The sequence below is a fragment of the Rathayibacter sp. AY2B9 genome (genome assembly GCF_002931595.1).
Taxonomy (GTDB): Bacteria; Actinomycetota; Actinomycetes; order Actinomycetales; family Microbacteriaceae; genus Rathayibacter.
In genome coordinates, this window is record NZ_PSUB01000005.1 from 110,432 (window position 1) to 124,408 (window position 13,977).

A 13,977-nucleotide genomic window follows, 5' to 3' on the forward strand; every position below is an offset into this window, starting at 1 on the left:
GTGCTGTCCTTTCGTCGCCTTGCTGAGTGTTACGAGTGCTCTTCGGCGAAGAGCCGGTCGAAGGCGTCGACGCGCCGGTCGGTGACCGTCGTGGGCGTCTCGAGGTGCACGGCGCCGCTGGGCACGAGGCCCGCGCCGCCGAAGCGCTCCATGACGCGCCACTGCGCGGCGACGTCCTCACCGCTGTGCTCCGGGGGCAGCTGCTCCCAGAAGTCGAAGCCGCCGACGGCCAGGAGGGCGTCGCGGCGGTAGAGGACGCACGCGCCCAGCCAGGCGACCCGGTACGCGCGCCAGGCGCCCTCCGGGACGTCGAGGCGGGCGGCGACGTGCGTGAGATTCGCCGCGTTGTGCAGCGGCCAGCGCTCGAACTCAGGGGTTCCGCGCCGCACCCGCTCGGGCTCCACGCGCTCCTCCCAGGTCTCGAACGACTCGGTCTCGTGAGGGCGCACGTCCTCGAGGTAGGACAGGCCCTGCACCGCGGAGCCGACGAAGCCGCAGTCGAGGCGCTCGAGGGCCTCGTGCAGCCGCGAGAGCGTGCCCGGCTCGAGCCACACGTCGTCGTCGAGGAAGAGGACGGCCGGGGCGGTGGCGAGGGAGAGGAGGTAGTGCCTCTGCTCCGCGAGCCCGCGCCGGGGCAGGTGCCGGCGGACCACCGGAGCCCGGCCCTGCGCCTCCAGCACGCGCAGCATCGCGAGGATCGTCGGGTCGCTCTCGGCGACCGCGTCGTCGGACTGGTCGCTCACGATCACGCGGAAGGGCGGGTCGTCCTGGGCGGCGAGTCCGGCGAGCGTGGCGGCGAGCTCGGCACGGCGGCCGACCGTCGGCACCAGCACGTCGATCAGCGGCTGCCGGGGAGCCTCCGGGACCCCCCAGCGCCCCGACCACCGGCGGCTGGTCACGGCGCGGCCGATCGGATGCGCTGGACCATCTCGGTCGTGGAGTGCTCCGAGACGTAGCCGACCGTGGTGACGACACCCCCGTAGGAGCGCACGACGGCCGCCTCCGCGAGCATGTCGGGGTTGTAGTCCCCGCCCTTCACGTAGACGTCGGGCTGCACGCGCTCGAGCAGCGGGATGGGGGTGTCTCCGCCGAAGAGCGTCACGTAGTCGACGCAGCCCAGCTCGGCGATCACGCCCGCGCGGTCGCCCTCCGGGTTGATCGGCCGTCCCTCGCCCTTCAGCCGCCGGACGGAGTCGTCGTCGTTCACCGCGACCACGAGCACGTCGCCGAGCTCGCGGGCCTGGCGGAGATACGCCGTGTGGCCGCGGTGCAGGACGTCGAAGCAGCCGTTGGTGAAGACCACGCGGCGACCGCGGCGCGCCTGCTCCGCGAGGACCTCGACGAGGGCGTCCTCGCCGAGCACGACGGCGCCGGGAGCGGCGAGGGAGGCGAGCAGGTCGTCGCCCGAGCAGACGGAGGTGCCGGGGCGCTGCACGACCACGTCGGCGGCGGCCTGCGCCAGATCGACGGCGGTGGCCAGGGAGCGGCCGGCGGCGAGGGCGAGGGTGGCGGTCGCGGCGAAGGTGTCGCCGGCGCCGGACGCCTGCTTCTCCTCCGCGGGCTGAGCGAAGGTGCGGCTGACCGTGCCGTCGGCGTCGAGGGCGGTGGAGCCGTCCCGGTCGAGGGTGACCACGACGTGCCGGGCGCCGGAGCGGGCGCGCAGGTCGTCCGCCGCGTCGCGCACGGCGGCGGCCCGCTCCGTCCCGCGGCCGAGGGAGCCGCCGAGCAGCCGCTCCGCCTCCTTGGCGTTCGGGGTGACGAGGTCCGGCCGGGCGAAGGCCCAGTCGGCGAGCTCGTGCGCGTCGATCACGAGGAGGCCGGGGCGCCCGACGGCGAGCAGGCGCTCGACGGCCTCGTGGAGGATCCCCGAGCCGTAGTCGCAGACCAGGACGGCGTCGGCGCCCGCGGCGGCCTCGGCGGCGGCACCGGCGAGCAGGGCCAGCTCGTCGTCGGCCGGGCGGTGCGGGCCGGAGTCGACGCGCAGCATCACGCTGTCGCCGCCGACCACGCGGGTCTTGATCGTCGTCGCGGCGCCGGTGCGGACGACCCGGGAGGTGTCCAGGCCGGCCCGCTCGAGGGCGCGCACGAGCCGGTCGCCCTCGGAGTCGCGTCCGGCCACGCCGACCGTGCGGACGACGGCGCCCAGCGCGTGCAGGTTGGCGGCGGTGTTGGCGGCCCCGCCCGCGACGTCGACGACGTCTTCGAGCCGCAGGACCGGCGCGGGCGCCTCCCGCGTGACGCGCTCCGCCTCGCCGAGCCACCAGGAGTCGAGGATGAGGTCCCCGATCACGGCGACGACGGGCGGGCGCTCGTGGACGTGCGCCAGGAGGGCGCTCGCCCGCTGGAGCGCCGAGCCCTCGAGGCTCATCGCGCGCCTCCCGGCAGAACGGGCAGGCCGAAGTGCACGACCGTGGTGGTGGTCATCTCGTCGAGCAGCTCCGGGCCGTAGCCGAAGCCGGAGCCGGATGCTCCGCGGGGCTGGGCGCTGCCGCCCGGCGCTCCTCCGAAGACGCCGTTGACCTTGACGGTGCCGACCGGCAGCGTCGCCGCGGCCCGATGGGCGTGCTCCATGTCGGCGGTGAGGATCGAGGCGGCCAGGCCGTAGGGGCTCGCGGCGGCCAGGTCCAGGCCCTCGTCGAAGGAGTCGACGACGCGGATCGGCGCGACGGGCCCGAAGGTCTCCTCCGTCATCACCAGCATCGACTCGGTGCAGTCGGCCAGGACGGTCGCGGGGTAGAAGGTGCCGTCCCCGGGAGTGCCGCCGGTGAGGGCGCGCGCGCCGCTGCCGAGCGCCTCCGTGACGTGCTCGTGGACGGCGTCGCGCATGCGGGCGTCGACGAGGCGGGGGAGCGGGCCCGCGCTCCAGCGGTCGGCCTCGGCGACCAGCGCCGCCGTGAACGCCTCGGCGATGTCGCGGTGCACGTAGATCCGCTCGACGGAGGTGCAGATCTGGCCGGCGTTGGCGAAGGCGCCCAGCGCGGCCTGCTCGGCGGCCCAGACCGGGTCGACGTCGCGGTCGACGACGAGCGCGTCGTTGCCGCCGTTCTCGAGGATCACGTGCGCGCCGGTGACGGCGGCGACCCGGGCGAGCGCGCGGCCGGTGGCGGTCGAGCCGACGTGGGCGAGGACGTCGACGCCCTCGGTGCGCGCCAGCTCGTCGCCGACCGCCCCGTCACCCTCGACCAGGGTCAGCACGCCCTCGGGCAGCGCCTCGGCGAGGATGCTCGTGAAGAGGGCGCCCGTGCCCGGGCTGCGCTCGCTCGGCTTGTGCACGACGACATCCCCGGAGACGATCGCGGCGCCCAGGAGGCCCGCGGCGACGGCGACCGGGTCGTTCCACGGAGTGAGGGCGAGCACGACACCGCGCGGGTGCGGCAGGGCCAGATCGACGTTGAGAGCCCCTCCGCGCAGGCTCCTCCCGCGGTGAAGCGGGCCGAGCTCGGCGTACTGGAGCAGCGTGTCGACACCGGCGCGCACGCCGCCCAGCGCGTCGCCGGCGGGCTTGCCCGTCTCCTGCGTGTTGAGGTCGGCGAGCTCCTGCTCGTGCTCGGCCACGCGGTGGGCGGCGGCACGGAGCAGGGCGCCGCGCTCGGCGGGCGCGGTGGCGGCCCACGCGGGGAACGCGGTCCGCGCGCGGCGGACGGCGTCGGCGGCGGTCGTGGCGGGGGTCGTGATGTCGATGGTCACGGTCACCTCTCGGTCGGGGGCGCCCGCGGAGTGGCGGACGCATCCGTCCGGTACCCGGGTGGTGCGCGCCTAGACACGCCGCCTCCGGAATCCGCCCCCGGATCGGCGACGGGCTCGCCCCCGATCCGGTTTCGGATCGGCCCCGGCGGGGAAGTGGAGGAGTGCACCGTCCCCGGAGCGGCGCCCGCGCGCCCTCCGCACCTGAGAGGAACCCGTCGTGGTCGCCATCGCCCCCCTCCGAGAGCCCTTCGCCGGAGTCGAGAGGATCGCCGTCCTGCGCGGCGGCGGACTCGGCGACCTGCTGTTCGCGCTGCCCGCCGTCGACGCCCTCGCGGCCGCCTACCCGGGAGCCGAGATCACCCTGCTCGGGACGCCCGCGCACCGGGTCCTGCTGACGGGCGTCGAGTCGCCGATCGCCGACGTCGAGATCCTGCCGGTGGCGCAGGGCGTCCGCGACGGAGAGGGGGAGGACCCCCGGGTCGTCGAGGACTTCACCGAGCGGATGCGCGCACGCCGCTTCGACCTGGCCGTGCAGCTGCACGGCGGCGGGCGCTACTCCAACCCGTTCCTCCAGCGCCTCGGCGCGCGCCACACGATCGGGTCGCGCACCGACGACGCCGCGGAGCTCGAGCGCACGATCCCCTACGTCTACTACCAGCACGAGATGCTGCGGGCGCTCGAGATCGTCGGGCTGGCCGGAGCGCCCGCGACCCGCCTCGAGCCGGCGCTCGCCGTGGATCCGGAGCGGCGGGACCGCCTCGCCGCGGCGCTGCCCGCGGGCGGCCCGCTGGTGCTGATCCACCCCGGCGCGACCGATCCCCGCCGGCGTTGGCCCGCCGCCTCCTTCGCCGCCGTGGCGACGGAGCTGCTGGCGGACGGCGCGCGCGTGCTGATGGTGGGCGACGCCTCGGACGTGCCCGCCGCCGACGAGATCGTCGCCGGAGCGCCGGGAGCGGTCTCCTGGGCGGGCGTCGTGGACCTCCCGGACCTCGCTCCGCTGCTCTCGCTCGCCGACCTCGTGCTCGGCAACGACTCAGGACCACGCCATCTCGCCGCCGCGGTCGGCGCTCCGACGGTCGGGGTCTTCTGGGTGGGCAACGCGATCAACGCCGCGGCCCTCGGGCGGCAGCGCCACCGGGTGCAGCTGAGCTGGACCACGCACTGCCCGGTCTGCGGGCGCGACGCCACGCAGGTCGGCTGGACCGCTCCGCGCTGCGAGCACGACGTCACGTTCGTCGGCGATGTGCGCGTCGAGGCGGTGCTCGAGGACGTCCGCGGGGTGCTCGCCTCCACCCGCTGAACCGCGAGACGCCGCCTCGGTACGCGACGCGCCGGGGCGTGCGGACCGAGGCGGCGTCTCGCGGAGGGGGATCCGGGGCGCGCCCGGATCAGCGGATCACGGCCAGGACGGCTCCTCCTCGTGCGTGATGACGAGCTCGCGGACCTCGCAGCCGCGCGGCTGGCCGAGGACGAACATGACGGCGTTCGCCACGTTCTCCGGGTCGTTCAGCAGCGCGTCCGGGCCCGGCTTGTACTGCTCGTCGCGGTCGTCGAAGAAGCGCGTCTTCATGCCCGACGGGATCAGCGTGGTCACTCCGATCTCGCCCTTGGTCTCGGCCGCGAGCGCGCGGGTGAAGCCGAGCACGCCGAACTTCGAGGCGCAGTACGCGGTCGCGTCCGAGACGGCCTTGATCGCGAGCGAGGAGGCGACGGTGACGACGCGGCCGTGGGTCTCGGTGAGGAAGGGCAGCGCCGCCCGGACGACGGCCGCGGTGCCGAGGAGGTTGACGGAGATGACGCGCTCCCACTCCTCCGGCTCCACGTCGACGAGGCGGCCGCAGCGGTCGATGCCGGCCGCGGTCACGACGGCGTCGAGCCCGCCGTGCTCGCGGGCGATCTCGACGACCGCCTTCTCGGCCTCGCGGGTCTTCGCGACGTCGACCTGGTAGGCGGCGACGCCCTCCTTAACCGACGAGACGTCGCGGTCGAGCACGATCGGCGTGCCGCCGGCGGCGGTGACCGCGGCGGCGACGGCCGCACCGAGCCCGGAGGCTCCTCCGGTGATCAGGACGCGGCCGATGGGGGTGGGAGTGGTGCTCATGGTTTCCTTCCGGGGGTGGTCTGCAGGCCTCGTGGGCCGCGGGTCAGCCGACGCGCGCGAGCGCGGCGGCGAGATGGGTGGTCGAGCGGCCCGGGTGGTACGGCACGGTCAGGACCCGGCCGCCCCACTCCGCCACCGTCGCCGTCTCGGGGAGGGACTCGGCGGAGTAGTCGCCGCCCTTCACCCAGACGTCGGGGCGGATGCGGCGCAGCGCCTCGTCCGGCGTGTCCTCGCCGAAGACCAGCACGGCGTCGACGCACTCGAGCGCGAGCAGCAGGTCGACGCGGTCGTCCTCGGGGATGATCGGCCGCGCCGCGCCCTTGAGGCGCCGGACGGAGTCGTCCGAGTTGAGGCAGACGATCAGGCAGTCGCCGAGAGCGCGTGCGGCGGAGAGGGTGCGGGCGTGGCCGGCGTGGAGCAGGTCGAAGCAGCCGCCCGTCGCGACCACCGTTCCTCCTGCCGCGCGGACGGACTCGGCGACGCGCAGGGCGTCCACCCCGCCGCCGTGGAGGGGTGCGGCGTCGGCGGGAGCGGACAGTGAGGCGACCCCTCCCGCGAGGAGGTAGGCGCCGGCCGCGGCGACCGCCGCCTGCACCGCCTCCGAGGTGCTCGCGCCCTCGGCGAGGGCGACGGCGGCGGAGGCGGCGAACCGGTCGCCCGCGCCGCACGGGTCGGTGGGCGGCACGGCGACGGCCGGTGCGACGACCGGGACGCCGGCGCCGCGGGAGCGCAGCAGTGCGCCGGAGGATCCCATCGTCACGGTGACCGCACCGCAGCCCCAGCGCTCGAGGAGGGTGGTCGCGGCGGACTCGGCGCGCGTCACTCCGCGGCCGACGGCTCCCGAGAAGGCGGTGGCCTCGGCCAGGTTCGGGGTGGCGAGGGAGGTGGCGGCGACCGGCTGCGAGCCCCGCGGGTGCGGATCCCACACCAGCGGCACGGTGAGCGCGTCGAGCGCCGTGCGGAGCGACGGCTCCTCGGTCAGGCGGCGGCCGTAGTCGGCGACGATCACGGCGTCGGCGTCGGCGAGCGCGGCGAGCATGGCGTCGGTGACGCCGGGGACGGGCGGCGTCTCGCAGCCGCGGTCGATCCGCACGACGGCCTGGCCGGAGGCGGCGACGCGGGTCTTCACCGGCGTCGGCGCTCCCGAGGGCCCGGCGACCAGGCGGACGCCGGACAGCTCGGCGCGCAGCTCCGCCACGTCCGGATCCGAGTCCTCGGCGAGCGCGGTCACCAGCGTCACCTCGTGCCCGTCGCGGGCGAGCATCCGGGCGACGAGCCCGGCACCGCCGGCGCGGGCGCTGCGGGCCGACACGTCGACCACGGGGACGGGGGCGTCCGGGCTCAGCCGCTCGGCGGGTCCGGAGAGGTCGACGTCGAGCATCACGTCGCCGACGACGACGAGGCGCAGGCGGCTCACGCGGCGGCCGCCGTCCGCGCGCGGATCCGGTGCTCGAAGGCCCGGCAGAGCGCGTGCACGAGCACCAGCTGCGCCTCCTGCACGTTGGAGCCGTGGCCCTCGAGGGCGATCGCCTCGTCGCAGAGCTCGGTGAGCGGGTTCGGCCCCTCGCCGGTCAGCGCCCACGACCGGGCGCCCGCCGCGCGGGCGGCCTCCGCGGCGTGGAGGAGGTTCGCGCTGCGTCCGCTGGTGGAGAGCAGCACCACGACGTCCCCCGCCCGGGCGTGCGCGGTGACCTGGCGCGAGAACACGTGGTCGAAGCCGTAGTCGTTGCCGATCGCGGTCAGGCTCGACGTCTCGGCGTGCAGCGAGATGGCGGAGAAGGGGACGCGGTCGCCGTCGAAGCGGCCGACGAGCTCGGCGGTGAGGTGCTGCGCCTCCGCCGCGGAGCCGCCGTTGCCCGCGGCGAGCAGGCGCGCGCCGGAGTGCAGGCGGTCGGCGAGCTCGACGCCCCAGGCGGCGATCCTGTCGGAGTGGCGCTCCAGCTGCGCGACCGCGTCGAGCGCGCGCGCCACGTGGTCGTCGACGAGGCGCCGGGCGGCGTCGGCCGGGGTGTCCAGAACGGTGTCGATGGTCGCGGTGTCGATGGTCATCGTCGCGGAGCCGCCTTCCGGGTGGTGGGGGATGAGGGTGCGCTCGTGGCGCCGGTGAGGAGCGACTCGTCGCCGAGGCCGGCGAGGGTCGTGACGTAGGCGCGCTCGGTGTCGGCGGCGACGCGGTCCCAGGAGTAGCGGGACTCGACGCGCTCGCGGCCGGCGGCCCCGTAGGCGCGGGCGCGGTCGGGGTCCTCCAGCAGCGAGCCGAGGGCGGCGGCCAGGGCGACCGGGTCGCGCGGAGGCACGTGGACCCCGGTGACGTCCTCGACCACGGTGTCGATCAGGCCGCCCACGGAGGAGGCGACGACCGGCACGCCGCAGGCCATCGCCTCGAGCGGAGTGATGCCGAACGGCTCGTACCAGGGCGCGCAGACCACGACGTCGGCCGAGCGGAGCATCGCGGGCATCTCGGTCTGCGAGAGCTGGCCGACGAAGTCGACGCGGTCCGCGACGCCGAGGCTCTCGGCCACGCCGTGCAGCCGCTGGTACTCGGGGTCCGCCGTCAGCGCGTCGCCGGAGCCGGATCCCCCGACGACGACGAGCTCGGCGTCGTGGCCGGCCGCGACCAGGTGCGCGAGCGCCTCGATCGCGATGCCCATGCCCTTGCGCGGCACCAGGCGTCCGATGGTCATCAGCCGCGAGCGCTCGCCGCGGGGCGCGACCGGGCCCTCGACCGAGAACCGGTCGATGTCGACACCGCAGGGCACCACCGAGATGCGCGAGGTCGGCACGCCGAGCCCCTTGAGCTCGAAGGCCTCGTCCGAGCAGGTGGCGACGACGCCGTCGGCCTTCTGGCCCACTCCGGGCTCGAGCCAGGCGCGCTCCTCGGGGCTGGTGTCGAGCGCGCCCTGCTGGCGGCGCTTGACCACGCCCAGCGCGTGGAAGGTCTGGAGGACGGGCACGCGCCGACCCGTGGCTCGCTCCACCCGCTCGGAGGCGTCGAGCGCGGCGACCCCGGACATCCAGAAGTGGCTGTGCACGAGGTCCGGCCGCTCCTGCAGCCACTCCTCGGCGAGGTCGACGGCGAAGTCGCCCATGAAGGGCAGCAGCTCGTCCTTGGACACCCGGCGCTGCGGCCCGGCGTCGATGTGCACGACCTCGACTCCCGAGGTGAAGGGCACGCGCCGGGGGAGGGAGGGGTCGTCGCGGCGGGTGTAGACGACGACGCGGTGGCCTCGGCGGGCGAGCGCGTCGGCGAGCGCCGCCACGTGGACGTTCTGGCCGCCGGCGTCGACGCCGCCGAGGGTCGCCAGCGGGCTCGCGTGCTCCGAGACCATGGCGATCGTCAGCGCGGGCGCGGCGGAGAGGTGCTGCTTCATCGGGTGCTCCCTTCCAGAGCGGGCTCCGGCGACCGGCGTCCGGGGAGGTCGGCGAGGACTTCGTCCCAGTCGCGGTGGAACCGGGCGAGGCCGTAGCGCGCGAGCGCGGCCTCGCGGGCGACGGCGCCGGCGCGGGCGGCGCGGTCCGGGTCCTCGACGAGCGCCCGGGCCGAGGCGACGAGGGCGTCGAGGTCGTTCGAGACCGCTCCGGCCTCGGGCGGGACGGCGCGCCCCGCCTCCGTCACGTCGAGCGCGACGACGGGCATCCCGAGGTGCATCGCCTCCAGCAGCGCGAGGCCGAGGGAGGTCCAGCGGAACGGGTGCAGGTAGACCCGGCGGCGGGCCAGGGCCGCGTGCATCGCCTGCGTGCGGACGTCGCCGAGGACCGTCACGTCCTCCAGGCCCGGCAGCTCGGCGAGCCGGTCGGTCTTCATCCCGAAGACGTCCAGCGGAGCGACGGCGCCGAAGCGGGGGAGCAGGTCGGTCCCGGCGACCCGGCCCCGGCGGACGGGCTCGTTGACGACCACGCCGAAGTGCGGCAGCTCGCCGGTGTAGAGGGGACCCGGGTCGTGGATCCCGTGCTCGATCACCGTCGTCCGCGTCGATCCGGTGTCCCACATCAGGGCGTTGAAGTGGGTGACGTGGACGATCAGCAGGTCGTCGCGGTCGGCGAACGGGTGGCGGTTGTCCGGCACGTCCCCGCGGGGGGTGTTGTGCTCCACGTAGACGGCGGGCACGTCGCGGCCGAGGCGTCGCCCGAGCAGGCGCTCGGCCTCGGCGAGCTCCTCGGGCCTCTGGAGGAGGACCGCGTCGACGTCGGCGTCGTGCAGCTCCTCGGGCGCGATCTCGACGGCGCTCGGCCAGTCGCGGCCGCCGGTGCCCAGGCCCCAGCCGTCGCGGGCCGGAGTCGTGGGGAGCAGGTAGGTGTGGGCGCCGCGGACGAAGGCGTCCGCCCAGCCGCCGTGCACGTGCCAGAGCAGGATCCTCATGCGATGGCCTCTCTCGGGGAAGTCGTGGGTCGGAGTCGGAGGGCGGCGGCGACCGCCTCCTCGGCGCTCACCCCCGCGAGGCAGGGATGGCCGGGGACGGGGCACACGCGGGCGCGCGAGCCGGCGCAGGGCGCCTCCTGGTCGCCGAGCAGCGCGACCGGGACGCCGTAGGGCGCCCAGCGCACGGCCGGGACGACCGGCGCGAAGAGGCTGACCACGGGGGTGCCGACCGCGGCGGCGAGGTGCGCGGGGCCGGTGTTGCCGCAGATCACGACCTCGGCGCCGGCCAGCACCTCGGCGGCGCCGGGGAAGTCCGTCGCCCCGCCGAGGTCGATGCCGCGGGAGCCCGCGACCTCGGCTGTGAGGGAGCGCTCGCCCGGGCCGCCGGTGACGACGACGGCGAGGCCCGCGTCCGCCAGCAGCTCGACGGCGCGGGCCGCGTTCGCCGCGGGCCAGGCGCGGGCGGGGACGGCTGCCCCGGGGTGCACGACCGCGTAGGGGCCGATCCCCTCGAGAGCGGCGGGCAGCACGCCCTCGCGGCGCACGCGGAGCCGTCCGTCGTCGCCGGCGGGCAGCGCGAAGCCGGCCGCCGCCGCGATCGCGAGCGCGCGCTCCGGCTCCGGCTGGTCCTCCTCGAGGGTCTCGCCCGGGACGAGGCGCACATCGAGCAGGGCGCCCGCGAAGTCGACCGAGGCGCCCGTGATGCGGGCGACACCGGCGAGGCGGAGCAGCAGGGCCAGCGGAAGCGGCGACTGGTGGAAGGAGGTGAGGATCACGGCCTCGTCCGGCGCGAACTCCTCGACGATCGCGCGCAGCTCGTCGACGAGCTCGGAGTCGACGGGGCGGGAGGCGTCGCCGATCCACGGGCACCACCAGGTGCGGACGGAGGAGGGACCCGGCAGCAGCGCGGCCGCGGGCGCCCCCTGCGGACCGCTCAGCAGCAGCACCTCGGCGTCGGCCGCGATCGCGCGGACGGCGGGTCCGCACAGCAGGACGTCTCCCGCGCTGTCCAGGCGGGCGACGAGCACGCGGCGGCTCACTCGACGTCCTCGTCGGGCTGCATCGCGAGCAGCAGCTCGACCGCCTCGAGGAGCGTCGCCGCCTGCAGCGGAGCGGCGTCCACCTCCTCGGCGCGGGTGATCGGAGTCGGCACCAGCACTCCACGGGCGCCGGCCGCGGCGGCGGCGCCGACGTCGGCCCCGATGTCGCCGATCACGGCGAGGGACCGTGCCGGCAGTCCCAGCTGCTCGGCGGCGCCGAGCACCATGCCGGGCCGGGGCTTCCGGCAGGAGCAGCCGTCCTCCGGGCCGTGGGGGCAGAGCATCCACACGTCGAAGCCGCCGAAGAGCTCGTCCACGCGCCGGTTCACCGCGTCGGCCTGGCCGCGGTCGATGATCCCGCGGGCGATCCCGGACTGGTTGGTGACCACGCCCACGGCCAGCCCCGCCTCGCGCGCCCGCTCGACCGCCGCGAGGGCGGTGGGCATCGGGGAGACCTGCGCCGGGTCGCCGTTGTAGGGCACGTCGACCACGAGCGTCGCATCGCGGTCGAAGAGGATCCCCCGCAGGCGCGGGGCCCTCGCGCGCTCGTCGGCGCTCCAGGAGGAGGAGTCGTTCACCTTCTCCTCGTACCCCTCGACCGGGGATGTAAACCCCCTTCCGGAGAAGTCGGTCCCTCCGGGCGCGTCGCTCGCATCTGCGGGCGGCGCGTCTGAGGTGCGCGCAGCGGGGTACGGGGACTCCGACAGGAAGGAGGCGCCGTGCGCGCTCTCACCGCCCCGGACGGGACTCCGGAGATCCTCGCGCTGCGCGCCCTCAAGCTCGGCGACCTGCTCGTCGCCGTCCCGGCGCTCAAGGCCCTGCGCCGCGGCTTCCCGGACCACCGGCTGATCATGGCGACCACGCCCTGGCTCGAGCCGATCGTCGACCTGGTCGAGGGCCTGGACGCGCTCGTGCCCACCCTCCGCGGACTCGACGACCCGCTGCCGATGGCCGCCGGCCGGGTCGAGCTCGGCGTGAACCTCCACGGCAACGGCCCGGAGTCGCGGCTGCGGCTGCGCGAGATCGCGCCCGAGCGCACTCTCGAGTTCCGCGTCCCGGCGCTGGACCCGGGCACGGGCCCGGAGGACCCGCGGCCGCTCTGGATCGACGGCGAGCTCGAGCGCGCCCGCTGGGCCCGCCTGGTGAACTCGATCGGTCTCGACGCCGACCCCGAGGACGTCGCGATCGCCGTCCCGGAGGAGCCCGCCTCGGCCCCCGGAGCCGCCGTCGTGCACATCGGGGCCTTCTACGGCTCGCGCGAGTGGCCGGAGGAGCGCTTCGCCGCGGTGGCCCGCTCCCTCACCGCCGAGGGGCACCGCGTCGTCTACACCGGGGGCGCGAACGAGGCCGACCGCGCCCGCCGCGTCGCCGAGCTCGCCGGCACGGGCGAGGTACTGGCGGGGGAGCTCGCGCTCAGCGGGTTCGCCGCGGTCGTCGCGGCCGCCGAGGTCGTGGTGACCGTCGACACCGGGGCCGCGCACCTCGCGTCCGCCTACGGCGTCCCCTCGGTCGTGATCTTCGGTCCGGCACCTCCCGAGGCCTGGGGTCCTCCGGCCTCGGGTCCGCACGTCGTGCTGACCGACGCCTCCCTCCGCCGCGGCGATGTCTTCTCCGCCGAGCCGGACCCGGCGCTGCTCGCGGTCCAGGTCGACGACGTCCTCGCCGCCCTCTCGTCGCTCCCGTCGCGTGCCGAGGCCCACCTCAGGCGGACTTCAGCCGCGTCGCCGGTCGGACCGGAGTGACCGTGGCCACGCGGGCCCGGGGAGCGCGCGGCTGATGGCTGCGCGAGGGGGCGCCTAGCCGGTCGGCGAGCTGCGCGAGGATCCGCCGCTGCAGGCGCGAGACCTGCATCTGCGTCGTCCCCAGGGCGTCGGCTATCTGCTGCTGGGTCCGCTCCTCGACGAAGCGCATGCGCAGGAGCTCGCGCTGGCCCTCCTCGAGCTCGGCGAGGGCCTCGGCGAGCCCGTGCCGCCGGTCGATCTCGAGCAGCCGCTCGTCCTCGCCGCCGAGGGTGTCGCCCAGGCCGACGCCGCCCTCGCCCACGGTCTCGTCGAGGGAGAGCGGATGCCCCGCGAGGCGCGCGTCGGCCACCTCCGCCGCGTCCACTCCGAGGCGGCGGGCGATCTCCTGGTCGGTGGGGTGACGGCCGAGCTCCTGCGCGAGCTCGTCGGCGACGACGGCGGAGCGGCGGTGCAGCTCCTGCACGCCGCGCGGCGGCCGGATCATCCAGCCGAGGTCGCGGAGGTGGCGCTTGAGCTCGCCGGTGATCGTGGGGACGGCGAACGCGGCGAAGCTGTCGCCGCGCTCGGGAGTGAAGCGGCGGGCGGCCTTCACGAGGCCCACGTAGGCGACCTGGCGCAGATCCGCCCAGTCGCCTCCGCTCCTGGAGACCCGGCGGGCCATGGCCTCGGCCAGGCCCAGGTGGTCGAGCACGATGCGCTCGCGGATGCGCGCGCCCTCGGCGGCCTCCGCGCTCACCGCGGCCTGGAAGAGCGAGAGCGTGCGGGCGTCCTTCTCCTCCCGTGCCGCCTCGGTGAGGGCGCTCGGGCGGTCGGTGCGGGGGTCGAGATCGATCGTGCTCATCAGTGCTCCTTCCGGGCACGCTCGCGCGGAGGCCCGGCGCGGCCTGCGGTGCGGCGCTCGGGCCCTCTCGACGAGAGGCCCGGGGTCAGCGCACCACTGCTCCTGCTCGCTCGGGGAGTCCGTTGACTCGGAGCAGTGCTGTCCGGTAGAAGCAGTCGCCGCGAGGCGCGCACCGTGCCCGGGGCGGAGGCGCCACGGCCCCCGCG

At 76.0% G+C, this 13,977-nt stretch carries 13 protein-coding genes; 2 read left to right on the forward strand and 11 right to left on the reverse strand.

Annotation, left to right across the window (positions count from 1 at the left end; translation table 11 throughout):
• Positions 1-29: 29 nt before the first annotated feature.
• Genes C5C25_RS06835 through C5C25_RS06845 form a run of 3 tightly spaced genes read right to left on the reverse strand, consistent with a single transcriptional unit; the run spans position 30 to position 3,687 of the window.
• Positions 30-899, reverse strand: coding sequence for a glycosyltransferase family A protein (locus C5C25_RS06835; protein WP_219812158.1), 870 nt, complete (start codon positions 897-899; stop codon positions 30-32).
• Positions 896-2,368, reverse strand: coding sequence for a D-glycero-beta-D-manno-heptose 1-phosphate adenylyltransferase (rfaE2, locus tag C5C25_RS06840; RefSeq protein WP_104250147.1), 1,473 nt, complete (start codon positions 2,366-2,368; stop codon positions 896-898). The genes C5C25_RS06835 and rfaE2 overlap by 4 nt, the downstream gene beginning before the upstream one ends.
• Entirely contained in the window at positions 2,365-3,687 is a 1,323-nt protein-coding gene (locus tag C5C25_RS06845; RefSeq protein WP_258069358.1) for an aldehyde dehydrogenase, read from the reverse strand. Before C5C25_RS06845 ends, rfaE2 begins: the two co-directional genes overlap by 4 nt.
• Before the next feature lie 217 nt (positions 3,688-3,904).
• Between C5C25_RS06845 and C5C25_RS06850 the strand changes: the two genes are divergently transcribed.
• Positions 3,905-4,987: a glycosyltransferase family 9 protein gene (locus tag C5C25_RS06850; RefSeq protein ID WP_104250149.1), complete on the forward strand. Its 1,083-nt coding sequence runs from the start codon at positions 3,905-3,907 to the stop codon at positions 4,985-4,987.
• 96 nt (positions 4,988-5,083) lie between these two features.
• On the opposite strand, the gene C5C25_RS06855 is transcribed toward C5C25_RS06850, so the two are convergent.
• From C5C25_RS06855 to C5C25_RS16480, 7 genes are read right to left on the reverse strand one after another with little or no spacing between them, the layout of a single operon-like run.
• Positions 5,084-5,788, reverse strand: coding sequence for an SDR family oxidoreductase (locus C5C25_RS06855; protein ID WP_104250150.1), 705 nt, complete (start codon positions 5,786-5,788; stop codon positions 5,084-5,086).
• Positions 5,789-5,831: 43 nt separating this feature from the next.
• Positions 5,832-7,196: a PfkB family carbohydrate kinase gene (locus tag C5C25_RS06860; protein WP_104250204.1), complete on the reverse strand. Its 1,365-nt coding sequence runs from the start codon at positions 7,194-7,196 to the stop codon at positions 5,832-5,834.
• A gap of 5 nt (positions 7,197-7,201) precedes the next feature.
• Positions 7,202-7,837, reverse strand: coding sequence for an SIS domain-containing protein (locus C5C25_RS06865; RefSeq protein ID WP_104247441.1), 636 nt, complete (start codon positions 7,835-7,837; stop codon positions 7,202-7,204).
• On the reverse strand, positions 7,834-9,129 hold the full coding sequence (locus C5C25_RS06870; RefSeq protein WP_104250203.1) for a glycosyltransferase: 1,296 nt from the start codon (positions 9,127-9,129) through the stop codon (positions 7,834-7,836). Before C5C25_RS06870 ends, C5C25_RS06865 begins: the two co-directional genes overlap by 4 nt.
• A gap of 26 nt (positions 9,130-9,155) precedes the next feature.
• Positions 9,156-10,148, reverse strand: coding sequence for a glycosyltransferase (locus tag C5C25_RS06875; protein WP_104250151.1), 993 nt, complete (start codon positions 10,146-10,148; stop codon positions 9,156-9,158).
• Positions 10,145-11,188: a glycosyltransferase family 9 protein gene (locus tag C5C25_RS06880; protein ID WP_219814389.1), complete on the reverse strand. Its 1,044-nt coding sequence runs from the start codon at positions 11,186-11,188 to the stop codon at positions 10,145-10,147. Before C5C25_RS06880 ends, C5C25_RS06875 begins: the two co-directional genes overlap by 4 nt.
• Positions 11,185-11,766 (reverse strand): HAD-IIIA family hydrolase, encoded by a 582-nt coding sequence (locus C5C25_RS16480; protein ID WP_181133654.1) that lies wholly within the window; start codon positions 11,764-11,766, stop codon positions 11,185-11,187. The genes C5C25_RS06880 and C5C25_RS16480 overlap by 4 nt, the downstream gene beginning before the upstream one ends.
• A gap of 141 nt (positions 11,767-11,907) precedes the next feature.
• Here C5C25_RS16480 and C5C25_RS06885 point away from each other — a divergent pair, with 141 nt between their 5' ends.
• Positions 11,908-12,930 carry a glycosyltransferase family 9 protein gene (locus C5C25_RS06885; RefSeq protein WP_104250152.1) on the forward strand — a complete coding sequence of 341 codons (1,023 nt, stop codon included), beginning with the start codon at positions 11,908-11,910 and terminating at the stop codon, positions 12,928-12,930.
• On the opposite strand, the gene C5C25_RS06890 is transcribed toward C5C25_RS06885, so the two are convergent.
• Positions 12,890-13,771 carry a sigma-70 family RNA polymerase sigma factor gene (locus tag C5C25_RS06890; protein ID WP_104250153.1) on the reverse strand — a complete coding sequence of 294 codons (882 nt, stop codon included), beginning with the start codon at positions 13,769-13,771 and terminating at the stop codon, positions 12,890-12,892. The two genes, C5C25_RS06885 and C5C25_RS06890, sit on opposite strands and share 41 nt — an antisense overlap.
• Positions 13,772-13,977 lie beyond the last annotated feature (206 nt).